Annotated in this window: 16 protein-coding genes and 3 pseudogenes; 7 read left to right on the top strand and 12 right to left on the bottom strand. The window is 71.6% G+C overall.

What is annotated here, in order from left to right; translation table 11 throughout:
- Positions 1–21: 21 nt before the first annotated feature.
- Positions 22–1,227 (bottom strand): DNA polymerase III subunit delta', encoded by a 1,206-nt coding sequence (locus tag G6N24_RS22950; RefSeq protein WP_139822268.1) that lies wholly within the window; start codon positions 1,225–1,227, stop codon positions 22–24.
- 155 nt (positions 1,228–1,382) lie between these two features.
- On the opposite strand from G6N24_RS22950, the gene G6N24_RS22945 reads away from it, so the two are divergent.
- Positions 1,383–2,999: an adenylate/guanylate cyclase domain-containing protein gene (locus G6N24_RS22945; protein WP_085158496.1), complete on the top strand. Its 1,617-nt coding sequence runs from the start codon at positions 1,383–1,385 to the stop codon at positions 2,997–2,999.
- A gap of 80 nt (positions 3,000–3,079) precedes the next feature.
- Here G6N24_RS22945 and topA read toward each other — a convergent pair whose 3' ends face one another.
- From topA to cspA, 3 genes are all read right to left on the bottom strand, one after another.
- Positions 3,080–5,872, bottom strand: coding sequence for a type I DNA topoisomerase (gene topA / locus G6N24_RS22940; RefSeq protein ID WP_085158498.1), 2,793 nt, complete (start codon positions 5,870–5,872; stop codon positions 3,080–3,082).
- Between the two features lie 225 nt (positions 5,873–6,097).
- Complete coding sequence (locus G6N24_RS22935) at positions 6,098–6,685, bottom strand: hypothetical protein (protein ID WP_085158501.1); 588 nt, start codon at positions 6,683–6,685, stop codon at positions 6,098–6,100.
- A 176-nt stretch (positions 6,686–6,861) separates the two neighbouring features.
- Positions 6,862–7,065 carry a cold shock protein CspA gene (gene cspA / locus G6N24_RS22930; protein WP_003419650.1) on the bottom strand — a complete coding sequence of 68 codons (204 nt, stop codon included), beginning with the start codon at positions 7,063–7,065 and terminating at the stop codon, positions 6,862–6,864.
- A gap of 248 nt (positions 7,066–7,313) precedes the next feature.
- Here cspA and G6N24_RS22925 point away from each other — a divergent pair, with 248 nt between their 5' ends.
- The 5 genes and pseudogenes from G6N24_RS22925 to G6N24_RS26010 form a co-directional block, all read left to right on the top strand.
- Complete coding sequence (locus G6N24_RS22925; RefSeq protein WP_085158513.1) at positions 7,314–9,623, top strand: DEAD/DEAH box helicase; 2,310 nt, start codon at positions 7,314–7,316, stop codon at positions 9,621–9,623.
- A gap of 618 nt (positions 9,624–10,241) precedes the next feature.
- Positions 10,242–11,315: a PAS domain-containing protein gene (locus tag G6N24_RS22920; RefSeq protein WP_085158504.1), complete on the top strand. Its 1,074-nt coding sequence runs from the start codon at positions 10,242–10,244 to the stop codon at positions 11,313–11,315.
- 182 nt (positions 11,316–11,497) lie between these two features.
- The gene (locus G6N24_RS26145) at positions 11,498–14,281 is read left to right on the top strand and encodes a PE family protein (protein WP_163745615.1); all 2,784 of its coding nucleotides are present in this window, start codon (positions 11,498–11,500) and stop codon (positions 14,279–14,281) included.
- Positions 14,282–14,450: 169 nt separating this feature from the next.
- Positions 14,451–15,702 (top strand): annotated as a pseudogene (locus G6N24_RS25445) (PE family protein).
- A 182-nt stretch (positions 15,703–15,884) separates the two neighbouring features.
- Positions 15,885–16,436, top strand: a pseudogene (locus tag G6N24_RS26010) (PE family protein); the annotation flags it as partial.
- 1,088 nt (positions 16,437–17,524) lie between these two features.
- On the opposite strand, the gene G6N24_RS22900 reads toward G6N24_RS26010, so the two are convergent.
- From G6N24_RS22900 to ssd, 7 genes and pseudogenes are all read right to left on the bottom strand, one after another.
- Complete coding sequence (locus G6N24_RS22900) at positions 17,525–17,815, bottom strand: Rv3654c family TadE-like protein (protein ID WP_232070651.1); 291 nt, start codon at positions 17,813–17,815, stop codon at positions 17,525–17,527.
- Positions 17,788–18,134: pseudogene (locus G6N24_RS22895) on the bottom strand (TadE family type IV pilus minor pilin); the annotation flags it as partial. The gene G6N24_RS22900 and the pseudogene G6N24_RS22895, both read right to left, overlap by 28 nt.
- Positions 18,135–18,169: 35 nt before the next feature.
- Complete coding sequence (locus G6N24_RS22890) at positions 18,170–18,376, bottom strand: DUF4244 domain-containing protein (protein WP_139822431.1); 207 nt, start codon at positions 18,374–18,376, stop codon at positions 18,170–18,172.
- A 9-nt stretch (positions 18,377–18,385) separates the two neighbouring features.
- Positions 18,386–18,976, bottom strand: coding sequence for a type II secretion system F family protein (locus tag G6N24_RS22885; protein ID WP_179963454.1), 591 nt, complete (start codon positions 18,974–18,976; stop codon positions 18,386–18,388).
- Entirely contained in the window at positions 18,973–19,761 is a 789-nt protein-coding gene (locus G6N24_RS22880) for a type II secretion system F family protein (protein ID WP_085160980.1), read from the bottom strand. The genes G6N24_RS22885 and G6N24_RS22880 overlap by 4 nt, the downstream gene beginning before the upstream one ends.
- On the bottom strand, positions 19,758–20,924 hold the full coding sequence (locus G6N24_RS22875; protein ID WP_085160978.1) for a TadA family conjugal transfer-associated ATPase: 1,167 nt from the start codon (positions 20,922–20,924) through the stop codon (positions 19,758–19,760). The genes G6N24_RS22880 and G6N24_RS22875 overlap by 4 nt, the downstream gene beginning before the upstream one ends.
- Entirely contained in the window at positions 20,921–21,985 is a 1,065-nt protein-coding gene (gene ssd, locus G6N24_RS22870; RefSeq protein ID WP_085160976.1) for a septum site-determining protein Ssd, read from the bottom strand. Before ssd ends, G6N24_RS22875 begins: the two co-directional genes overlap by 4 nt.
- 485 nt (positions 21,986–22,470) lie before the next feature.
- On the opposite strand from ssd, the gene G6N24_RS22865 reads away from it, so the two are divergent.
- On the top strand, positions 22,471–23,328 hold the full coding sequence (locus G6N24_RS22865) for an HAD-IB family hydrolase (protein ID WP_085160974.1): 858 nt from the start codon (positions 22,471–22,473) through the stop codon (positions 23,326–23,328).
- Between the two features lie 405 nt (positions 23,329–23,733).
- On the opposite strand, the gene G6N24_RS22860 is transcribed toward G6N24_RS22865, so the two are convergent.
- Positions 23,734–24,486, bottom strand: coding sequence for an oxidoreductase (locus G6N24_RS22860; protein ID WP_085161000.1), 753 nt, complete (start codon positions 24,484–24,486; stop codon positions 23,734–23,736).
- Positions 24,487–24,518 lie beyond the last annotated feature (32 nt).

Genomic DNA, 24,518 nt, shown 5'->3' with positions numbered 1-24,518 from the left:
CATCGCGCCAGGCCAAGTGGACTAGCGCAGTTCCTGGCCAACGGTGGCGACCATGGCGTCGACGGCGAACTTGGGCTTGACGTTGATTGCCAAGGCTTCCCGGCACGCAAGCACGGCCTCGATGCAGCGCAGCAGCCGCTCGGGTGTGGCGTGCGCGGCCAGCGCGGCGACCCGATCGGACATGTCGGGGTGGTTGGCGCGCACGCTGCCGGCATTCGACGAGACCACCAGCGCATCCCGGAAGTACGTCGCCAAGTCGATCAGGGCCCGGTCCAAGGCATCGCGCGAGGCCCGGGTCTGGCGCGATTTCTGCCGCCGCTCGAGATCCTTGATCGCACCCGTGACGCCGCGCAGCGTGCCGGCGGTGCCCTTACCGGTGCCGCCGGCCCCCAGGGCGGTCCGCAGCTCCTCGGTCTCGGCCTCGGCGCGTGGCGCGGTCAAGATCAGGGCCTCGGTTTCCGCGGCGGCCACCAACTCCTCGGCGGCGGCATACGCCCGCGACGGCGTCGCGGCGTCGCGGACCAGCCCCAACGCCCGCTCCCGTCGCTGCCGGGCCTCCGGGTCGGTGGCCAGCCAGCGCGCCCGCCCGACATGCCCGCCGCTGACCGACGCCGCCCAGTTCGCCGTCTCGGCGTCCAGCCCGTCGCCGTGCATGAGCACCTGCGCGATGGCGGCGGTCGATGGGGTCACCAGCGCAACATGGCGGCACCGGGATCGCAGCGTGACCGCGATGTCTTCGGGATCCACCGACGGCGCGCACAGCAGGAACACCGTCGACGGCGGTGGTTCCTCGACGACCTTGAGCAGAGCGTTTCCGGCGCCTTCGGTCAACCGATCGGCGTCTTCGATCACCACGATCTGCCAGCGCCCGGTAGTGGGCCGCCGCGACGCGATCTGCACGATGGCGCGCATCTCGTCCACGCCGATGGACAGGCCCTCGGGAATTACCCTTCGCACGTCGGCGTGCGTGCCGGCCATCGTCGTCGTACATGCCCGGCAGCGCCCGCACCCAGGCTCTTCGTCGGAAGTGCACTGCAGCGCGGCCGCGAAGCACAAAGCCGCAATCGAGCGCCCGGAGCCCGGCGGACCGGTGATCAGCCAGGCGTGTGTCATAGTCCCCGTGCCCGACGAGCTGTGATTCGAATCACCACGGTCCGCCTTGGCCGCGGCCAGCAGCTCGGCTTCCACCGCTTGCTGGCCTACCAGCCGCGTAAACACCCCGGACATCATCGGTAACAGTAGTAAGCGCTGCAGACAGATACCGATCAGCGGCCATGTCGAAACAATTCCGTGATCTTCACCCATCTTTCGGCAGCTTCAGGCGACTTGCCGGGGGTGCGGTAAGTTTCCGACGAGTCCCCGGCGACCGATACGGTGGGCTCATGGCTACCGTGGCGGCACTGCCCGGGCGAATCCACGCATTCGTCCGGTGGGTGGTGCGCACCCCGTGGCCGCTGTTCTCGCTCGGCATGCTGCAGGCCGACATCATCGGCGCCCTGTTCGTGCTCGGCTTCCTGCGTTACGGCCTGCCCCCCCACGACCGCATCGAGCTGCAGGATTTGCCTCGCGCCAACCTGGTGATCTTCACGATCTCGGTGATCGTGGTGTTCCTCGCCGGGTTCGCGGTGACCGTGAAACTTCTGATGCCGGTCTTCCGCTGGCAGCGCCGCGACAACCTGCTCACCGAGGCCGATCCGGCCGCCACCGAGCTGGCCCGCAGCCGCGCATTGCGGATGCCGTTCTACCGCACCCTGATCAGCCTGGCGTCCTGGTGCATCGGCGGTGTGGTGTTCATCGTCGCGAGCTGGTCGGTGGCCAAGCACGCGGCGCCCGTCGTAGCGGTCGCCACCGCGCTGGGCGCCACCGCCACCGCGATCATCGGTTACCTGCAATCCGAGCGGGTGCTGCGGCCGGTAGCCGTGGCCGCCCTGCGCAACGGTGTGCCGGAGAACGTCAAGGCACCGGGGGTGATCCTGCGGCTGATGCTGACCTGGGTGCCGTCCACCGCCGTGCCGCTGCTGGCTATCGTGCTGGCGGTGGTGGCCGACAAGGTTTCCCTGCTGCACGCCGCGCCGGAAAGTTTGTTCAATCCCATCCTGTTGCTGGCGCTGGCGGCGTTGACCATCGGGCTGGTCAGCACCCTGTTGGTGGCCATGTCGATTGCCGATCCATTGCGTCAGCTGCGCTGGGCGCTGTCCGAGGTGCAGCGCGGTAACTACAACGCCCACATGCAGATCTACGACGCCAGCGAGCTGGGGTTGCTGCAGGCCGGCTTCAACGACATGGTGCGTGAGCTGTCCGAGCGGCAGCGGCTGCGCGACCTGTTCGGTCGCTACGTCGGCGAAGACGTGGCCCGCCGGGCGCTGGAGCGCGGCACCGAGTTGGGTGGTAAAGAACGCGACATCGCGGTGCTGTTCGTGGACTTGGTCGGCTCCACCCAACTGGCCGCGACGCGACCGCCCGCCGAGGTCGTCAGCCTGCTCAACGAGTTCTTCCGAGTGGTGGTCGATGCCGTCGGCCGCCATGGTGGGTTCGTCAACAAGTTCCAGGGCGACGCGGCGCTGGCGATCTTCGGCGCACCCATCGAACACCCCGATGCCTCCGGTGGCGCGCTGGCGGCCGCCCGTGAGCTGCACGACGCGCTGTTACCGGTGCTCGGTTCGGCGGAGTTCGGCATCGGGGTGTCGGCCGGCAGGGCCATCGCCGGACACATCGGCGCCCAGGCCCGCTTCGAGTACACCGTGATCGGTGACCCGGTCAACGAGGCCGCCCGGCTCACCGAGCTGGCCAAGCTCGAGGAGGGTCATGTGCTGGCGTCGGCGATCGCGGTCAGCGGCGCGCTCGACGCCGAAGCTTTGTGCTGGGACGTCGGCGAGATCGTGGAGCTGCGCGGGCGCACCGCACCTACCCAGCTGGCCCGGCCGCTGAATCTGGCCGCCCCCACAGAAATGTCCAGCCCAGAGGTGTCCAGCCCAGAGGTGTCCAGCGAGATCATGTAGGCCGCGAGCGTAACGGCACTGCGAAAAATCCCGGCCGAATTCGCGGCCACGTTGCGCTCGCGGGCCTGCCAGCACCGCGGCTATCCGCGCTTGGCGGCCTTCTTCGCCGGGGCCTTGCGGGTGGTCTTCTTCGCGGACCGCTTCGCCGGGCCCCGGGCCCGTCGGTCGGCAAGCAGCTCGGCGGCACGCTCGTCGCTGATCGACAGCACGTCGTCGCCCTTGCGCAGGCTGGCGTTGGTCTCACCATCGGTGACGTACGGCCCGAATCGGCCGTCCTTGATGACCATCGGCTTGCCCGACGCCGGATCGGTCCCCAGCTCACGCAGCGGCGGCGCCGAAGCGCTTTGTCGCCCAGAGCGTTTCGGCTCGGCGTAGATCTTCAGCGCTTCGTCCAAAGTGATGGTGAACAGCTGATCCTCCGTTGCCAACGACCGAGAATCCGTGCCGCGCTTCAGGTATGGTCCGTAGCGTCCGTTCTGCGCGGTGATCTCCTCACCCGAAGCGGGGTCCACGCCCACCACCCGGGGCAGCGACAGCAGCTTCAACGCATCCTCGAGCGTGACCGTCTGCAAGTCCATGCTGCGCAACAACGAACCGGTGCGGGGTTTGAGACGGGTGGGCTTCTTACCCTTTTTGACCCCGACAGCGCCACCCTCGTCGGGCAGGGCCTCGGGCAGGATCTCGGTCACGTAAGGCCCGTACCGGCCATCTTTGGCGACGATCTCGTGGCCGGTTTCCGGATCCACGCCCAGCACACGTCCCTCTTGCGGTGTCGCGAAGAACTCCTCGACCACCTCGAGGGTGAGCTCATCAGGGGTGAGCGTGCCGTTCAGGTTGGCCCGCTGCGGTGTGGGCTCACCGTTGTCGCCGGTGACCAGCCGCTCCAGGTAGGGCCCGTTCTTGCCCACCCGGACATAGACGGGCCGGCCCTGTGCATCGTCAAACAGCTTGATGGAGTTGACTTCTCGGGCGTCGATGCCTTCGAGGTTGACACCCACCAGCTTCTTGAGGCCACCGGAGCGGGCTACCGAACCGGGCACACCGTGGTCCCCCCCGAAGTAGAAGTGGTTGAGCCAGTTGGTGCGTTGCTCGTGCCCATTGGCGATCTCGTCGAGTTCGTCCTCCATCGCGGCGGTGAAGTCGTAGTCGACGAGTCGGCCGAAATGCTGCTCGAGCAGACCGGTGACGGCGAACGCCACCCAGGACGGCACCAGGGCGCTGCCCTTCTTCTGCACGTAACCGCGGTCCTGGATGGTCTTGATGATCGACGAGTAGGTTGACGGGCGGCCGATGCCCAGCTCCTCGAGCGCCTTGACCAGCGACGCCTCGGTGTAGCGGGCCGGCGGGTTGGTGGCGTGCCCGTCCGGGTTCAACTCGATGACATCCAGCCGCTGACCCGGGGTGAGATGGGGCAGCCGCCGCTCGGCGTCGTCGGCCTCGCCGCCGGCGAGCTCGTCCACGGTTTCCACGTAGGCCTTGAGGAACCCGGGGAAGGTCAGGGTGCGCCCGGAGGCCGAGAACACGACGTGCCGCTCGCCGGCTCGGCCTTCGATCCGCAGGCTCAGCGTGGTGCCACGTGCATCGGCCATCTGCGAAGCCACGGTGCGCTGCCAGATCAGCTCGTAGAGCCGGAATTCGTCACCGTCGAGCTCGCGACGCACCGCGTCGGGGGTGGCGAACGTCTCGCCGGCGGGCCGGATGGCCTCGTGCGCTTCTTGCGCGTTCTTCACTTTGCGGGTGTATTGCCGAGGAGATCCGGAGACGTACTCGTCGCCGTAGAGCTGACGCGCCTGGGTGCGCGCCGCGTTGATCGCCGATTCCGACAGTGTCGTCGAGTCGGTGCGCATATAGGTGATGTAGCCGTTCTCGTACAGCCGCTGGGCGAGGCTCATCGTCCGCTCCGCGGAGAACCGCAACTTACGGCCGGCCTCCTGCTGCAGCGTGGACGTCATGAACGGCGGGTAGGGACGCCGCGTGTAGGGCTTCTCCTCCGCCGACGCCACGGTCAGCCGCGCGCCGTCCAGTCCCGCCGCCAGCGCGGTCGCGCCGGCCTCGTCCAGCACGACGATTTCGTCGGCCTTGCGCAGCGCGCCCAGCGAGTCGAAATCGCGGCCGGTGGCCACGCGCAGGCCGTCGACGCTGGTCAGCCGGGCGGTGAAGGTGGGCGGCTGCGCCTTCGGGTCGGACACGCTGGCGTCCAGCTTGGCAACGATGTCCCAGTAGGACGCGCTGCGGAACGCCATGCGGTCGCGTTCCCGCTGCACGATGATGCGGGTGGCCACCGACTGCACCCGGCCCGCCGACAGCTTGGGCGCGACCTTCTTCCACAGCACCGGGCTGACCTCGTAGCCGTACAAACGGTCCAGGATGCGGCGCGTCTCTTGCGCGTCGACCAGGTCGATGTCCAGGTCGCGGGGGTGCTCGGCCGCCTCGAGGATCGCCGGCTTGGTGATCTCGTGGAAGACCATCCGCTTGACCGGTATGCGCGGCTTCAGGGTTTCCAGCAGGTGCCAGGCGATGGCTTCGCCCTCGCGGTCACCATCCGTGGCGAGATAGAGCTCGTCGACCCCTTTGAGCAGGCCCTTCAGCTCGCTGACCGTGCTCTTCTTCTCCGGGCTGATGATGTAGAGCGGCTCGAAGTCCGCGTCGACGTTGACCCCGAGCCGGGCCCACGGCTCGGACTTGTACTTCGCGGGCACGTCCGCCGCGGCGCGCGGCAGGTCGCGGATGTGGCCGCGGGAGGACTCGACGATGTAGCCGGAGCCCAGGTAACTGGCCAGTTTGCGCGCCTTGGTCGGCGACTCGACTATCACAAGTCGCCGTCCGCTCCCATTTCCGCCGCCGCCGGGAGGCTTTGTTTTCGGGTCAGCCAACTGCGCTTCCGCTCCATCTCGTATGCCGGTCCCCTGGCGGAACCGCCCCCGCAGCAGGATGACAGGTCGGCGCCGAAATTCCGGGCAATTCCCGGGAAATTCCGGTACGCCGCCGTACCCTGGCCTGCGGGCACCTGACAATTTCGCACCTGAGGGTGGGCCGATGCAAACCGACAGTAAACCGACTGGACGCCGGATGCCTGGAAACCGGGCCCGACGGGGCCACTACACACTAGGCCAGCACGCGTGCGCCGCCGCGCCGTGCGGGGGTTCCCCCACGTTCTCTACCAGGCGCGATAGCCTGCGCCGGCCACTTATCCGAAGCGCCGGCCGGCTGCCGCGGGTCCCGATCAAGGTGGGCGCGATCCCCACCCGCATCAGGGCCGACGCCAGCGGGGCATGGGTGTCCGGCGCGTGTGGATCCAGACCCAGCAGGTAGCGGTCGGCCTCCGGACGTCCCGCCGCCAGGGTCCACGCCCGCAGCTCCCTGGGCCCGGGCAGCCACCGCGCAGGCACCGTCTTGACGGCGCCGCGCGTCCACTCCGCGGCGATGCCACGCAATCGCGGGTCCACGCCCGTCCGCACCAGCGGAGTGTCTTCCTCGGTGCAGGTGATCTCGGGTACCAAACCGGCCTCGTGGATCATCTCGGCCAGCGCCGAGGCGCGCCACAGCTGATCCACCACGACCGACAGCCGAGCACCGTGAACGGGTGAGCCGACCAGCACGATCTGGCCGGAGGCCGCCAGCACCCCGCAGAGATCCGCGACCGCGGGTGGCACGGACTCCGCGGCGAAGAAGGAAAGCTGGCTCACCTTACCGACAGTAGGCCAGCTGCCGCCTGTCCCCGGTGAGCCGCGGGCACCCTCCCCGCGCGAGCAGACGCAAAAGCGCCCCAAAATGGTCCCTTTGGGGCGCTTTTGCGTCTGCTCGCCGGGTAACGAAAACCCCCCGAGAGTGCGCCGGGGGGTTTCGTCAGAGTGTGCTCGGTCTAGAGCGAGCGGACTCCCGTGGCCTGGGGGCCCTTGGGGCTGTGGCCGATCTCGAACTCGACCTTCTGGTTTTCCTCGAGGGTGCGGAAGCCCGTTCCCTGGATCTCCGTGTAGTGGACAAACACATCCGCGGAACCGTCTTCGGGGGCGATGAAGCCGAACCCCTTCTCCGCGTTGAACCACTTCACAGTTCCCTGTGGCATTTCTCGATCTTTCCTTTTCTTATGGGTGCGGGGCACCGCCTTTCGGTGCCCCGGGCCAGTCACGACCGCCATACCTCGCTGAGTCGCCGGAACTTCACCCGACCGATAACCTCGCAGGAACCGCGGCCGCAACGTCGATCCTGCGAAAGTTTGACACGAACACAGAAGCTGCGACCGCAATTAGTCAATCATGTTCATCGCGTCGGCGACAGCCTCTTGCCATGGACGGGTCCGCGAAAGGTTTCCAGATGACGAGTTTCGGCAGCGAACTGCTCGCCGCCGCGCTCGCCGGGACCGCGCCCGCCGAGCATCCGCTGCGCCACGTCGCCGAGCTGCCGGCGCGCGCTGGCCGGCCGCGCGGCTGGCCGGCGTGGGCCGATCCCGACGTGGTCCGTGCGTTCACCGAACGCGGCATCAGCGCGCCGTGGTCACATCAGGTGCGCGCCGCGGAGCTGGCTCACAGCGGCCGCCATGTCGTGGTGAGCACCGGCACCGCGTCGGGAAAGTCGTTGGCCTATCAGCTTCCGGTGCTCAATGCGCTGGCGTCGGACCCCCGGGCCCGGGTGCTGTACCTGTCGCCGACGAAGGCGCTCGGCCACGACCAGCTACGCGCCGCCTGTGCGCTGACCGCCGCCGTCCCGCGTCTGGCCGGCGTCGCGCCGACGGCCTACGACGGCGACAGTCCGGCCGAGGTGCGTCGCTTTGCCCGGGAGCGGTCTCGATGGCTGTTTTCCAACCCCGACATGGCCCACCTATCGGTGCTTCGAAACCACGCCCGCTGGGCCGGGCTGCTGCGCGGTCTTCGCTTCGTTGTCGTCGACGAATGCCATTGCTACCGCGGCGTTTTCGGCTCGAATGTGGCGATGGTGCTGCGCCGGCTGTTGCGTTTGTGCGCGCGATATTCGGCCGCTCCGACGGTGATCTTCGCCAGCGCGACGACGGCGTCACCGGGTGCGACGGCCACTGAACTGCTCGGCCAGCCGGTCGAGGAGGTCACCGAGGACGGCTCGCCGCAGGGGGCACGGACGGTGGCGTTGTGGGAGCCCGCGCTGCGGGCCGATCTGACCGGCGAGAACGGCGCCCCGGTGCGACGGTCGGCCGGCGCGGAAGCGGCGCGGGTGATGGCCGACCTGATCGTCGAGGGGGCGCAGACCTTGACGTTCGTGCGGTCGCGGCGCGCTGCCGAGCTGACGGCGTTAGGCGCCCAGGCGCGGCTGGAGGACACGGCCCCGCAACTGTCTCGTGCCGTCGCGTCGTATCGGGCCGGCTATCTCGCCGAGGACCGCAGCGCGTTGGAGCACGACCTGGCCGAGGGCCGGCTGCGCGGTCTGGCCACCACCAACGCGCTGGAGTTGGGTGTCGACATCGCCGGGCTGGACGCGGTGGTGCTGGCCGGCTTCCCCGGAACCGTCGCCTCGTTCTGGCAGCAGGCCGGGCGGTCGGGCCGGCGCGGCCAGGGAGCGCTGGTGATGCTGATCGCCCGCGACGACCCGCTCGACACGTATTTGGTCCACCATCCCGCCGCGCTGCTGGGCAAGCCCGTAGAGCGCGTCGTTATCGATCCGGGTAACCCCTACCTTCTTGGGCCCCAACTGCTTTGTGCCGCAACTGAACTACCACTCGACGACGCCGAGATTCGTTCATGGGGGGCGACAGAGGTGGCCGAGGGCCTCGTTGACGACGGGCTATTGCGGCGGCGCAACGGAAAGTACTTTCCGACGCCCGGCGTGGAACCGCATGCCGCGGTGGACATCCGGGGATCCGCCGGGGGCCAGATCGTCATCGTGGAGGCCGACACCGGGCGGCTGCTGGGCAGCGTCGGGGTGGATCAGGCACCGGCGTCGGTCCACCCCGGCGCGGTGTATCTACATCAGGGCGACAGCTACGTCGTGGACTCGCTGGATTTCCAGGAGGGGATCGCGTTCGTGCGCGCCGAGGATCCCGGCTATGCGACGTTCGCGCGGGAGATCACCGACATCACGGTCACGGGAAGCGGAGAGCGGTTGGCTTTTGGTCCCGTCACACTGGGTCTGGTGCCGGTGACCGTCATCCATCAAGTGGTCGGCTACCTGCGCCGCAGGCTCACCGGGGAGGTGATCGACTTCGTCGAGCTGGACATGCCGCGACAGACGTTGCCTACTAGCGCGGTCATGTGCACTGTCACTCCGGATGCGTTGGCCCGCAATGGCATTGATGCACCACGGGTTCCCGGTTCGTTGCATGCCGCCGAGCATGCGGCCATTGGGCTGTTGCCGCTGGTGGCCAGCTGCGACCGCGGCGACATCGGCGGCATGTCCACCGCGGTCGGGCCCGACGGGTTGCCCAGTGTCTTTGTCTACGACGGTTATTCGGGTGGGGCGGGGTTCGCCGAGCGTGGCTTCCGCCAGGCCCGCACCTGGTTGGCAGCCACGGCCGCGGCCATCGAGGCCTGCGAATGCCCGAGCGGATGCCCGTCATGCGTGCAGTCCCCCAAGTGCGGCAACGGCAACGACCCGTTGGACAAGGCCGGCGCTCTGCGGGTGTTGCGACTGGTGGTTGCCGAGCTTGGCGTGCGGTAACGCTGGGCATTTCGCACGACACGGTTGGCCCCACTACCTCGATGTCCAACGAAAGTTTCGACATTCTGGTCAACCAGCACGCCCGGCCGCCAACGCGGTTCCCCTACCACGTTGACGCTGCGGCCACGGCGCAACATGGTGCTGTGAGTTAGCTCACGAGTCGCGTTGGGAACATCCGGCGGACGGCGACCGACCCCTCGACGGTCGACCTCCACGGATCTGCATCCTGATAGCCACCACGAATACCATTTCCTCACCGCTGAAGAAATGCCGACGTGCCATCACGAAGCACAGCGAGCGGTTCCGCAATGAAGCCGCGCGCACGCCCGACAATACGGGCGAAGCTGAAAGCTACCCGGATCCAACAGGGTGCGCAAATCACCAGGGCATGGCAGCCGCGGCCCGCAGACACCGACGCCATCGACGCGCAGGTGTCGCCGACCGGCTTACCGAATCCGAGATGGGTTGGCGCCTGAACCCACGATTGTGCACCGGTAACGGTGTGACGGGCGCGGGCGGCGACGGCGGTGAGATCCGGATTCGCCTTCCCCACAACAGGATTCCCGATAACCACGCCCAGCTTCGGCGCCCTGGGCTCCAGATCAGTAGACTGCCGGTATGGGCCACGACTGGCTGCTCGTGGAGACACTCGGAGACGAACCCGCCGTGGTAGCGCAGGGCCGTCAGCTCAAGAACCTCGTCCCGATCACCACCTTCCTGCGCCGCAGTCCCTACCTCGCCGCGGTCCAAACGGCGATCACCGAGTCGCTGCAAACCGGTCAGAGTCTGACCAGCATCACCCCCAAGCGAGATCGGGTGATCCGCACCGAGCCGGTGGTGATGTCCGACGGCCGGATCCATGGTGTGCACGTGTGGACCGGCCCCGCCGACGCGGAGCCGCCCGAACGGCCGACCCCCGGCCCGCTCAAGTGGGATCTGACCCTCGGTGTGGCCACCGACACCCCGGAGTCCCTGGCCAACAGCGGCAAGAATCCCGAGGTCGAGGTCACATACGGCAGGGCCTTCGCGGAAGATCTGCCGTCGCGCGAACTCAATCCGAACGAAACCAAGGTGCTCGCCTGGGCCGTCAAGCCCGAACCTGGCCAAACACTGTGCAGCACTTGGGATCTCACCGACTGGCAGGGCATCCCCATCCGAATAGGGTTTACCGCGCGCAGCGCGCTGGAGTCGGCACCAGACGGCCGCGACCACCTGGTCGCCCGCGCGATGAACTGGCGTGCCGAGCTCAAGGGCCCGGCGGTAGCCGTCGACGACCTGGCGCAGCGGATCCTCAACGGTCTGGCGCAGGCCGGCGTCCACCGGGCTCTGGTCGACCTCAACAACTGGACCCTGCTGAAGTGGCTCGACGAACCCTGCCCCTTCTACGACTGGCGGGTCAACGAGCCCGGCCGGCCGCGGGTGCATCCCGACGATGAGCACGTAATGGCAGCCATGACAAGGGAATTCGCCACCGGTGCAACGAGCCGGGTACTGCGGCTACCCGGCAACGGCACCGCGTGGGTGCCAGTGCATGTCACCGTCAACCGGGTCGAACTCGAACCGCATACTTACGCCGGCCTGATCTCAGTGCGGCTGCCCACCGAGGACGAGCTCGCCGATGCGGGACTACCCAAAGCCGGGACGACACCACCCGAACGCACCGCTCGGTGCGGGCCGTCAGCCGGCGTTTAGCGCCACCGCTAAACGGGCGACACGAGCTCGCCGGGGTCTCGGGCCGCCGAACAATCTTTGGCGGAAACGCGCAATGTCCTCCCCGGATCACGGTAAGCTGCGACCTGCCGATTCCTTGCTGGGGATCGAGCGGTTCCCAGTTCGGTGTGACATATCGGTCATGTCGTATTGGGAGGTGCCAGATGTCGTTCGTGATCGTCGGGCCGGAGGCCCTCGCGGCGGCGGCTTCGGATTTGACGAGTCTTGGTTCGACGATCAGCGCGGCCAACGCGGCGGCGGCGGCCCGGACGACGGGGCTGCTGGCCGCGGGCGCCGATGAGGTGTCGGGTGCCGTAGCGGCGCTGTTTGGGGCGTACGGCCAGGGGTATCAGGCTCTCAGCACCCAGGCGGCTGCGTTTCACCAGCAGTTTGTGCAGACTTTGACCGCAGGTGCGGGCTCATACGCAACGGCCGAGTCCGCCGCCGCGCAGCCCTTACAGAGCCTGATCGACGTGATCAACGCACAGTTCGTGGCGCAGACCGGGCGCCCGCTGATCGGCAACGGCACCAACGGCGCCCCGGGGACGGGGCAAAACGGGACGCCCGGCGGGTGGTTGATCGGCAACGGCGGGGCCGGCGGGTCCGGAACGTCCTCAACGACCGCCGACGGCGGGCCCGGCGGCGCCGGCGGGGCCGCGGGACTGTTCGGTAGCGGCGGGGCCGGCGGGGCCGGCGGGACCACAACGGCCGCCGGCAAGGCCGGCGGGGCCGGCGGAGCCGGCGGCAACGCCATGCTGGTCGGCGCCGGCGGCGCCGGCGGCGCCGGCGGTTCATCGACAGACAACGGCGGCGGGAACGGCGGGGCCGGCGGGGCCGGCGGCAACGCCGGCATGCTCTTCGGCGCCGCCGGGACCGGGGGCGCCGGCGGGTTCGCAGCCAACAGCGTGACCCCCGCCACCGGCGGGGCTGGCGGTACCGGTGGGGCCGGCGGGCTGTTCTCCGACGGCGGGGTCGGCGGGGCCGGCGCGCAAGGCGGCAGCGGCGGGGCCGGCGGAGCCGGCGGGACTGGCGGGCTGTTCGGCACCGGCGGCACCGGTGGGGCCGGCGGGTTTGGTTTGTCCACGGCGGTCGGCCCCACCGGCGGGGCCGGTGGTGACGGTGGCGCCGGCGGGATGTTCGGCGCCGGCGGCACCGGCGGCAGCGGCGGGGCGAGCCAAGGCAGCACCGGCGGGGCCGGCGGGGCCGGCGGCGACGCCGGCATCTTCGCCCTCGGTGCGGCCGGCGGGGCCGGCGGGGCCGGCGGGGAGGGCCTCAACCCCGGCCAGACCGCGGGCGGAGTCGGCGGGGCCGGCGGCAACGCCGGCATGTTCTTCGGCTCCGGCGGCCCCGGGGGAGCCGGCGGGTTCGGCCGCACCATCGGCGGGGCCGGCGGGGCCGGCGGCAACGCCGGCCTGCTCAACGGGTCCGGCGGCGCCGGCGGCGTCGGCGGCGCCGGCATCCCCACCGGCGGTAACGGCGGGGCGGGTGGCACGCCCGGGCTGTTCGGCAACGGCGGTAACGGCGGTAACGGCGGCGCCGGCACCACCACCGGCGGCAACGGCGGGATCGGCGGCGACGCCACGCTGATCGGCAACGGCGGAAACGGCGGCAGCGGTGGGACAGGCGCGGCCGCGGGCAAGGCCGGCCTCGGCGGCCTCGGCGGGCTGCTGTTGGGTGCGGACGGATCGCCCGCTCCCCCCAGCCCCTCACCACTGCACACCCTGCAGCAGGACGTACTCGACATAGTGAATCAGCCGGTCCAGGCGATTACCGGGCGCCCGCTGATCGGCAACGGCGCCAACGGGACTCCGGGGACCGGGGCTGCCGGCGGGGACGGCGGGTGGCTGTTCGGCAACGGCGGCAACGGCGGGCACGGCGCGACCTCCGCCGCGGCTAACGGTGGGGCCGGCGGGGCCGGCGGCGCCGGCGGGATCATGTTCGGCACCGGCGGGACCGGCGGGACCGGCGGGATATCCACCGCGGCGGGTGGGAACGGCGGGGCCGGCGGCGCCGGCGGTGCGGCCCTGCTGATCGGCTCAGGCGGCACCGGCGGCAGCGGCGGGAACGCCGCTGGCGTCCCCGCCGGGAAGGGCGGGGCCGGCGGGCGCGGCGGCAACGCCGGCTTCTTCTTCGGCGCCGCCGGGACCGGCGGTCACGGCGCCGCTCCCGGTGGCGCCGGCGTCGCCGGCGCTGGCGGCGCCGGCGGCACCGGCGGGCTGTTCGCCAACGGCGGGGCCGGCGGGGCCGGCGGGGCCGGCGGAAACGGCGGGGCCGGCGGGAACGGCTTGCTCTTCGGCGCCGGCGGCACCGGCGGTGCCGGCGGCACCTTCGGCGCCGGCGGGGCCGGCGGGAACGGCGGGCTGTTCGGCGCCGGCGGCACTGGCGGCTCCGGCGGCACCGGCCAAACCACCGGTGGGGCCGGCGGGGCCGGCGGTAACGCCGGCCTACTCTCCCTCGGTGCCTCCGGCGGCGCCGGCGGCAGCGGCGGGGACGCCACCAGCACCGGCGGCAACGGCGGCGCCGGCGGCGCCGGTGGCTTGCTCTTCGGTTCCGGCGGCGCCGGCGGCGCCGGCGGGCACGGCGGCGCCGGCGGAAGCCTCACAGCGAATGGCGGCGCCGGCGGCGCCGGCGGCAGCGCCGGCTTCCTCGTCGGCTCGGGCGGCGCCGGCGGCGCAGGCGGGTCCGGCGCCAACGCGGGAGTCCTCGGCACCGGCGGCATCGGCGGTACCGGCGGCAAGGCCGGGGTGTTCGGCAGCGGCGGCGACGGCGGCGCTGGCGGGGATGGGATCACCACCGGCGGCAACGGCGGGAATGGTGGCAACGCCGTGCTGGTCGGCGACGGCGGTAACGGCGGTAACGGCGGGAAGGCTGCGGCCAACGGCAAGGCCGGCACCGGCGGCACCGGCGGGCTGCTGCTCGGCAACAACGGGAACAACGGGAAGGCGTAGCCAGCGGGCTTGCTGGCCGGTTGTTTTCGACGGCGGCGCTTCGGCGACCGAGGCGCGCCAGTGGCGACGGGGACGCGCAGCTCTACGAACATCGGGCATCAAGCAGCCCTGTTGCGCTCGTGCCCGCGATACGGGCGTCGTGCTGATCTGACGTATTGGGAGGCATCGGGTGTCGTTCGTCGTCGCGGCGCCGGACATGCTGGCGGCCCCGGCCGCCGATTTGGCGAGGATCAATTCGGCGCTCAGCGCGGTTAACGCGGCGGCGTCGGCCCCGACCACCGCGTTGGCGGCCGCCGCCGAGGATGAGGTGTCGGCCGCCATCGCCGCGCTGTTCGGATCGTACGGCGAGGCCTACCAGACAATGACAGCCCAGGTGGCAGGGTTTCCCGACCGGTTCGTGCAGGCCCTGGCCGCGGGTGCCGGCTCGTACGCGAGCACCGAGGCCGCCAATGCCGCGCAGAACCTGTTGAACGCCGTCAACGCACCCACCCAGGCACTTTCGGACGTCCACTGATTGGCAACGGCGCCAACGGTGCGCCAGGGACGGGGGCAGACGGCGAACCCGGCGGAATATTGATCGGCAACGGCGGGGCCGGCGGATCCGGCGGGCCCGGCCAAGACGGCGGTGACGGCGGGGCCGCAGGGTTATTCGGCACCGGCGGTGCCGGCGGGCTCGGCGGATTCGGCTTGCCGGGCGGTCCCGGTGGCAACGGCGGCGCCGGCGGCGCGGGCGGGCTGTTCGGCAGCGGCGGCAACGGCGGCATCGGTGGCGGCTCATCGGACGGCAACGGCGGGACCGGCGGGGCTGGCGGCGCGGGTGGGCTGTTCGGCTCCGGCGGCAAAGGCGGCGTCGGCGGCGTCAGCGCGCACGCCGTGGGGGTACCGGCGGGGCCGGTGGGGCCGGCGGCTTGTTCGGCGCCGGCGGCGCCGGTGGCGACGGTGGGCAGGCTGACGATGCCCTCGGCGGCTCCGGAGGGGCCGACGGCCACGGCGGCCGGCTGTACAGCTCCAGCGGCAGCGGCGGCGACGGCGGCAACGGCGGCCAGGACGGCGGCCACGGCGGGGCCGGCGACGCGGGCGGGCTGTTCGGCTCGGGCGGCAATGGCGGGGACGGCGGAACCGGCGGCATCAACGGCGGGGCCGCCGGAGACGGCGGCCATGGAGGAATTCTCGTCGGCGCCGGCGGGGCCGGCGGGGACGGCGGGGACGGCGGCAACGGGCAACCCGGCACTGGCGGAGCCGGCGGAGCGGGCGCGTCGGGCGGACTGTTCGGCGCAGGCGGAGCCGGCGGAGTCGGCGGCAATGCCGGACTAATCGGCAACGGCGGCGACGCCGGGACCGGCACCGCCGCTGGTAAAGCGGGCACCGGGGGCGTCGGCGGGCTGCTGCTCGGCCTAAACGGTACGGACGGGCTGCCGTAGTCCAGCGCCTGCACCCAATCAAGGCAACGAGAGTGCTGCGTCCCAAACTTGTCGTAATCGCGGCAAACCTGGATTATTCGGCCGCGGGTACCCATACAATGCGACCGTGCTGGCCGATTGCCGGCAGGGGACCGGCTGGTTGGCATGCCCTTGTTGGGTCAGGGCGAATCAGGGGGTGCCACATGTCGTTTGTTGTCGCGACGCCGGAAGCGCTGGTGGCAGCGGCCGCGGATTTGACCAACATCGGTTCGACGATCGGCGCCGCCAGTGCGGCCGCGGCCGCGCCCACGACGGCGTTGCTGGCCGCGGGCGCCGATGAGGTATCGGCGGCCATCGCGGCACTCTTCGGAGCCTATGGCCAGGCATATCAAGGCCTCAACGCGCAGGCGGCGGCCTTCCATCAACAGTTCGTGCAGGCCCTGACCGCGGGAGCCGGCTCCTATGCGGCCACCGAGGCCGCCAATGCCTCGCCGATTCAAGAGTTGCTCAACGTGCTCAATGCGCCCACCCAATTGCTGTTGGGGCGCCCGCTGATCGGCAACGGCACCAACGGCGCCGCGGGAACGGGCGCGGCCGGCGGGCCCGGCGGGATCTTGATCGGCAACGGCGGGGCCGGCGGTTCCGGCGCGGCTGGCCTACCGGGCGGGAACGGCGGGGCGGCCGGGCTGTTCGGCGTCGGCGGGGCCGGCGGACCCGGCGGCGCCACGACGACGGCGGTCGGCGGCGCCGGCGGGACCGGCGGGGCCGGCGGGTTGTTTGGCGTCGGTGGCGCCGGCGGGCCGGGCGGGTTCGGCTCTACTACGGGCGGCGCCGGCGGCGCCGGCGGGGCCGGCGGGCCCTTCGCCGCCGGCGGGGTCGGCGGACTCGGCGGGTTTGGCGGCGGCAAAGGCGGGGCCGGCGGTCCCGGCGGGATGGGCGGGATGTTCGCCGCCGGCGGTGCCGGCGGCGCCGGCGGGGCCGGCGTCCTCGGCGGGGCCGGCGGGACCGGCGGCACCGGGGGGCTGTTCGCCGCCGGCGGCGTCGGCGGCGACGGCGGGGCAGGCAACCCCATCGCCGGCGGCGGTGGCCCCGGCGGGCAGGGCGGGACCGGCGGCCTGTTCGGCCCCGGGGGCGCGGGAGGCGCTGGCGGGTTCGGCGGCGTCGCCGGCGGTGACGGCGGGGCCGGCGGAGCCGGCGGGTTCGGCGCCGCGGGCGGTGCGGGCGGCGCAGGCGGGGCAAGCAACAGCACCGGCGGATCCGGTGGGCTCGGCGGGGCCGGCGGGCCGTTCGGCGCCGGCGGCGGCGGGGGCACGGGCGGCGCCGCTGCCAGCGCCGGCGGGGACGGCGGGGACGGTGGCGTTGGCGGGGCCGGCGGGTTGTTCGCCGCCGGCGGCGCCGGCGGCACCGGCGGGTTCGGCGCCGGCACCGGCGGGACCGGCGGGGCGGGCGGCAACGGCGGCATGCTCGGCGGCAACGGCGGCGCCGGCGGCAACGCCGGCATCAGCCAGTCCGGCATCGGCGCAGCCGGGGGCGCGGGAGGCAACGCCGGCATGCTCTACGGCAACGGCGGCGCCGGCGGCAACGGCGGCACCAGCAGGTTCGGCGGGACCGGCGGGACCGGAGGGGCGGGCGGCAAGGCCGGGCTGATCGGCAACGGTGGTGACGGCGGCGTTGGCGGGGACAGCGGGTCGGCCACCGGCACCGGCGGCAACGGAGGCACGGGCGGCGACGCGTGGCTGATCGGCAACGGCGGCAACGGCGGCAACGGCGGCATCAGCGCCACGACGGGCACGCCCGGCGCCGGCGGCACCGGTGGGCTGCTGCTCGGTGTAACCGGATTACCCTAGCCCGCCGGCCCCGCCCGCGCGGCGGCCCGCGCCACACCCGTGAAGGCGACGGCCACCTCCACCGTCACGACGACGTCGAGGCCGTCCACCCCACACCGGGTGTCGCCGACTCGCATCGCACGGGCAACGGCCGTCGCCCGCTCGCAGGCCGCCGCGGCCCCCGACGGCAACCGGGCGGCGGCCGCCAACGCGGCCAGATCAGCCGCCGCCTGGGCACGGTGGCGGGCCACCACCACCGAGCCCAGGTAGGCGCCGGCGCCGGTGACACACAGCAGCACAGCGAGCATCGCGGCCGCGAGCACGGTGGCCGAGCCGCGGTCAGCGCAGCTCGGCGGCCGAGACGGCCTTGGCCGCAATATCCAACGTAGGCAACAGGTTTGAATGGGCGACGACCGTGGCAACGACGAACTCGCCGTCCCGGCGCACCTGCACCGACGCCCCGCCAGGGGCGATGCGACGGGCCGCGTCGACCGCCGAGCGGTCGTCACCGCGTGCGGCCAGACGGGCGGCCTCGCGTGCCGCGTCGACGCAGCGCACCTGCATCGACACCGCGGTGACACCGGCCAGGCACAGCACCAGCACCACGACCAGCGCGGCGATCGCCAGGGCCGCCTCAACGGTGCTGGCTCCGGCATCCGAACCTAAACCTTGGTGTTGAGCGCGCGACCGATGATGTGGTTCAACGCGGACACGATGGAGTCGCCGGTGACGACGGTATAGAGGATCGCGCCGAACGCCGCCGCCGCGATAGTCCCGATTGCGTACTCGACCGTGGACATGCCCGACTCGTCGGTCACCAACAACGTCGCCCGAGCAGCCAACACCCGAAACATGTTGAGCACCAATATATTCCTTTCTCATAACAGACCAGACTGCAGGACTTCACCGGCCAGACCGGCCACCACCGGAACAAGGCCAAGGCAGACGAACGCCGGGAGAAAGCACAGTCCCAGCGGGCCGGCGATCAATACCCCGGCGCGCTCGGCGGCCGCGGCGGCCGCATGCGCGGCGTCGTGGCGGGCCTGGGCGGCCAGATCCACGACGCCCTCGGCAAGCGCGGCACCCGAGGACGCCGAGCGCCGCGCCAACCGCAGCAGCGCGTCGGCCTGCGCATCGATCGAGCCCGCCGGCAGATCCGGCGGCATCGACCACGCGATGCTGGCATCGGCACCCAGCGCCAGCATGTCGGCCGCCCGGCACAACAACCGCGCCAACGGCGGCGGCGCCGACGGGGCGATCGCGGCCGCGGCGGTCGACACCGCCATGCCCGCCGCCAGGCACACCGCCAGCATGTCCAGGCTGGACGCTTCCCCCAACGGGTCCGGTCCGCAAGCCGGTCGGGCCCGCGGCCGATGCGTGCGGGCGGGCATCCCGGCGCGCGCCCGAACCACCGACGGCCCGGGCCCGGCCCACAACGCCATGGCCAGCAGCACCGCGGCGGTGTTCACGTCCCCACCCGATCGGTCATCCGGTCCGACCACAACAACCCGCCGCAGGCCAGCGTCAGCCCGACCACCAACACCCATCCGCCCGCGTGACCACCCAACAAGAAGCTCAACGGTCGGGCTCCGATCAGTTGCCCGAGCAGCACCCCGACCAGCGGCAGGCCCGCCAGTAGGGCCGCGGAGGCGCGGGCTCCGGCCATCCCCGCGCTCACCCGCGCCGAGAACCGTTGCCGCTCGGCGATGTCACGCTGCGCGGCGCGCATCAGAGCGGCAATCGCCAGGCCATGGTCGCTGGCCAGTTGCCAGCACACCGCGAGTCGCTCCCAGTGGGCGGGCAGCGCCGACGAGCGGGCAGCCGCGCGCAGGCCGGCCGTGACGTCGGCGCCCAAGAGTGCCCGGGCCGCTACCGCACGCATGCCGGCGGCGACCGGGCCGACGGTCTCGTCGGCGGCGACGCCGAACGCACGCACCGGATGGGCGCCGACGCGCAGTTCACCGACCAGCACATCGAGGGCGGCTTGCAGCGCCTGGCCCTCGTCCAAGCAGCGCCGCCGCCGCCGGCGGCGGCGCACACGCAGGCCCGCCGTGGAGCCCAGCACCGCGACGGCCAAGACGGTCGTCAACGGCAGCAACACGACGGCGCCCAGCGATGCGCACGCGGCGAGGTACACCAACCACCGTGTCCCGGCCCGCCGACGAACGGTCACCTGGAGGCGGCGCCGCGGCGACGACGGCAAGACCACGAGCGCAACCGACAACATCAGCGCCGCAACCGCCGGGCCGTTCATGCCGACATCCGCGCTTGCAGCAGCCGGCGCAAATCGGCCGCATCGTCGGTCATCCCGCGGTCCGCGTGCCATGCCGTGACCGCACGCACCCCGCCGCTATCGGACCGGCGCAATACCGCGATTTCAGCGAGCCGCCGACGACCGGCCCGATCGCGTGCGACGTGCAGCAGGACTTGGACCGCCGCGGCAAGCTGGCTGTGCAGCGCGGCGCGGTCCAGCCCACCGAGCGCGCCCAACGCCTCCAGCCGGGCCGGAACCTCGCCCGGGTTGTTGGCGTGCACGGTGCCCGCGCCGCCGTCGTGGCCGGTGTTCAGTGCCGCCAGCAGATCGACGACTTCGGCTCCCCTGACCTCGCCGACGACGATGCGGTCGGGCCGCATCCGCAGTGCCTGCCGCACGAGTTGGCGCACCGTCACCTCGCCGACGCCTTCCACGTTGGCGCCGCGCGCGACCAGCCTGACCACATGTGGATGCCGGGGGGCCAGCTCGGCGGCATCCTCGACACACACGATCCGCTCGGCGGGCGAGACGGCGCCCAACATCGCGGCCAACAACGTTGTCTTTCCGGCGCCCGTACCCCCGCAGACCAGAAACGCCAGTCGGGCGGCGATGATGTCGGCAACCAGCTCGGCGGCCTGGGCCGCGATCGCGCCCGCCGCGGTCAGGGCGGCCAGATCCTGAGTGGCGGGCCGCAGCACCCGCAGCGACAGGCAGGTGCCTTCGGCCGCGACGGGCGGCAACACCGCGTGCAGGCGGACCGCGAAACCCCCGGCGCCGATGCCGCTCAGCTGCCCGTCCACCCACGGCTGCGCGTCGTCGAGTCGGCGACCCGCGGCCAACGCCAGCCGCTGCGCCAAACGCCGCACCGCCGGCTCGTCGGCAAACCGAATTTCGCTGCGCCGCAAACCGTTTCCGTCGTCAACCCATACCGCGTCGGGCGCGGTGACCAAGACGTCGGTGGTGCCGTCCGCGCAAAGCAACGGTTCGAGGATGCCCGCACCGGTCAATTCCGTCTGCAATACGCGGAGATTGGCCAGTACCTCGGTATCGCCGAGGATCCCGCCGGACTCGGCCCGAATCGCGGCGGCCACCACGTTGGGCCGCAACGGGGCTGATTCCGCGGCCAGCCGCTCGCGGACACGTTCGAGCAGCGAGCCGCTCACGCGGCCCGACCCGGCTGGGCTGAAACGGGATGCCCCGATAGCACTGCAAGCACCCGACGGGCCGCCACCGTCAGCGCGGATCGCCGCCGCAATCGCAGCCCACCGTGTTCGAGCCGCACGGCCAGCCGCGGCTGGGCCTTCATGGACGTCAGCAGAGGCACGCCTGCGATGTCGGCGACCTCAGCCGCCCGCAAACCCCCCGGGGACGGTCCCCGTACCACCAACCCGATGTTGGGGTTGATGCCTGCCAGCACCGGCGCGATCGTCGCGGTGGCCGCGCACGCCCTCACGTCACACCGACTGACCAGAACGACGAGATCCGCTGTATCCAGCGCGGCTTGGGTGGCCTCGGTGAGGCGGCGGGGAAGATCGCACACTACGGTCACTCCCCCTCCTCGGCCGGCATCGACGACGGCGTCCACCGGCCCGGCGGCCACCTCGTAGCCGCGGCGGGTGCCGGACAACAGGGTGACGCCCCCGTGCCGGGGCAGCGCCTCGCGCACGGCCGACCAGTTGAGTCGACCACCCCGCAGCGCCACGTCCGGCCAGCGCAGGCCGGGCGCAGCTTCGCCCCCCACCAGCAGGTCGATCCCGCCGCCCCACGGGTCGAGGTCGATCAGCAGCGCGTCGGGGGCGGTCTGCGCCAGGGCGACGGCTAACAACGACGCGCCCGCCCCGCCGCAGCCCCCCATGACGGCGACCACCTCGCCGCGCCGCCCGCCGTCGCGGGCCGATCGCGCGTATTCGGAGGCCTCGGCGAGCGCGCGGATCAATTCACGCTCTTGCTCGGGCAGCCGCAGCACGTGCTGGGCGCCGACGGCGATGGCCGCCGCCCAGGTCGCCGGCGCGGCTTCGGGGCCGGTCAGCACGCTAACATGGGTGCGGCGCGGCAGCGCGTCCTTCCCGCACCGATCCGCCGCCGAGGGGTCGAGCACCACCGCCGCGGCCGCCAACCACGTCTTCCTGCTCACCGCGGGTCGGCCGCCGACATGAACCACCCGCACCCCGACGGCCGCGGCGACCCGATCCAGTTCGGCGCGCAATTGCGGATCGGTCAGCATCGCCAAGACGCCCGAACCCGTCGGGCCGGTGTCCGAAGTACGAGACGCGGGAGTCACCTACCCACCGTGCGGGGTCGTGACTATGAGACACCAGTCCCAAACCCGAATTTGTGGATACGTACGCAGGTGTGCACAAAGCGCTCGGAACAGCCCGGACACCACTCCCCGCAACGCGCGCACAGTCGGACTAAGCACCCTGCGGGCGAAGATTTCACCCCACAAAAGGGACGACCCCCGCCAGGGGGGGAGGAGGCGAGGGTCGTCGTGCATCAGCCCCGGGGGGTCGGACTGATGCACCCTCGGCTCGAGGCCGAGTAATGCTTACTATACACATGACAGTCCGCATTCACGCAAGTACCGCCTTTTGCCGAAAGTACAGCTTGAGCCGTGAAAATGCCGTCGAAAAGCTGTCAACATCGGTCCCGGAGCGCCGTTTTCGGGCACAGGGCCGTGGCCCCGTCGGACCGCCGCCCTATGCTGGTTCGGTGACCGTCTCCGACTCGGCCGCCCACCAGCAAACCTCACCGCAAAGAGCCGCAGGCACCGCTCCGCACGCCCGCACCGCCGCCTTCTTCGATCTGGACAAGACCATCATCGCGAAGTCCAGCACGCTGGCGTTCAGCAAACCCTTCTTCGCTCAGGGACTGCTCAACCGCCGCGCCGTGCTCAAGTCCAGCTACGCGCAGTTCATATTTCTGCTCTCCGGCGCCGACCACGATCAGATGGACCGGATGCGCACCCACATGACCAACATGTGCACCGGTTGGGATGCGGCGCAGGTGAGGGCGATCGTCAACGAAACGCTGCACGACATCGTGACTCCGTTGGTGTTCGCCGAAGCCGCGGACCTGATCGCCGCCCACAAACTGTGCGGCCGGGACGTCGTGGTGGTCTCGGCGTCGGGGGAAGAGATCGTGGCGCCGATCGCGCGTGCGCTGGGCGCTACCCACGCGATGGCGACCCGGATGGTCGTCGAGGACGGCAAGTACACCGGCGAGGTGGCGTTCTACTGCTACGGCGAGGGCAAGGTGCAGGCTATCCGGGAGTTGGCGGCCCGCGAGGGCTACCCGCTGGAACACTGCTACGCCTATTCCGACTCGATCACCGACCTGCCGATGCTCGAGGCGGTTGGCCATCCCTCGGTCGTCAACCCCGATCGCGGATTGCGCAAGGAAGCCGTCGGCCGCGGTTGGCCCGTGCTGTCGTTCTCCCGGCCGGTGTCGCTGCGCGATCGCCTCCCGGCGCCGTCGGGCGCGGCGATCGCGACCACGGCAGCCGTCGGGGTCAGCGCGCTTGCCGCCGGAGCGGTCACCTACGCGGTGCTACGCCGCTACGCCTTCTAGCAAACGCCTCGCGGGCGCAATCCGATGCCGCCTCGCGACCTTCGCTCAAATTGGCCCTTGCTGTGTCAAGCGGCTAGTAGTACAAAGGAACCACGGAAGCCCGGTGAGGCCTAGGTCGATCCGGAAGAGAAGGTTCGATCTCCCGACCCGGGCGCCTAAACACGGTTCCCGGCACCCACGCGGAGTCATAGCCGCGATAATGGCAGAAGTGTTGCGGGCCTGCGTAATTGCGAAGAATGGATGGTCGCGACGGCCCTTTGGGTGGGGCTGCAACCGGAAGTGTCGCAAGATCGCCGAGGCCACCCACGCAGCCGAAGAAGTGCACGCATGGTAACCGAGATCCGTGTCGGCGGGCGGCGATTCGAAACCCTCGATCGCCGCCCGCTTTTTGCATTGCCGAAACGGTTATTTGCGAGGGCCCCCAGCTACCAACTCGGCGATCGACACGGCCTCCTGCGCACCGGCTTGCATCGCCCGGCAGCACAGCACCAGCCAGCCCGCCACACCCTCGGCCGTGCCCTCGGCGAATCCGCGTGCGGCGTCGCGGTAATTCACGGGTTGCCGCATCCAACTGACCTCCGGCACACCCAGTCCGTGCGGATCCAGCCCGGTGGCGATCGTCACCAGTCGCGACACCGCGCGCGCCACCACGCCGTCGGCACCGCCAAACGGCTTCAGCGTCAACAGCTCCCCGTGTGCGACCGCGGCAACCACCGGCGCCGACGCCCGCGTCGGACGGGTCACCACGTCGGCGAGCACCTCGAGACGCGGCCCAATTCCGGCGTCGGGGCGCGGGCGGCCCAGCCGGTCGGCGTCGACCTGGTCGGCCGCCGCCAGCATGTGCAGGCGGGCTAGCGCCTGCAACGGGGCCCGCCGCCACACTCCGACCAGGGGTCCCCCGCCGCCCTCCAGCGCCTGCGCCACCCGCAAGGCGCCGGCGAGCACCGGATCGCCGACTCCCAAACCATGCGGCGCCGGACCGCCCAAATCGTCCAGGCGCACGGGGCCGCCGTCGAGCACCGAGGAGGCCCGCGCCGCCCGCAGCGCCGCCTCGGCCGCGGTCACCGGCCAGCCCCGCAGGTTGGCCGGGTGCCGGTGCGCCCGGCCCAGCGCGTCGCGTGCCCGGTCGCTCGCCTCGGCGACGCCGGGGAGCTCCATCAGCGGAGCCAGCGGGTCGCTCACAGGTTGCA

It is taken from the genome of Mycobacterium lacus (assembly GCF_010731535.1).
GTDB classification, from domain to species: domain Bacteria; phylum Actinomycetota; class Actinomycetes; order Mycobacteriales; family Mycobacteriaceae; genus Mycobacterium; species Mycobacterium lacus.
This window is presented reverse-complemented; position numbering and strand designations above follow the sequence as displayed.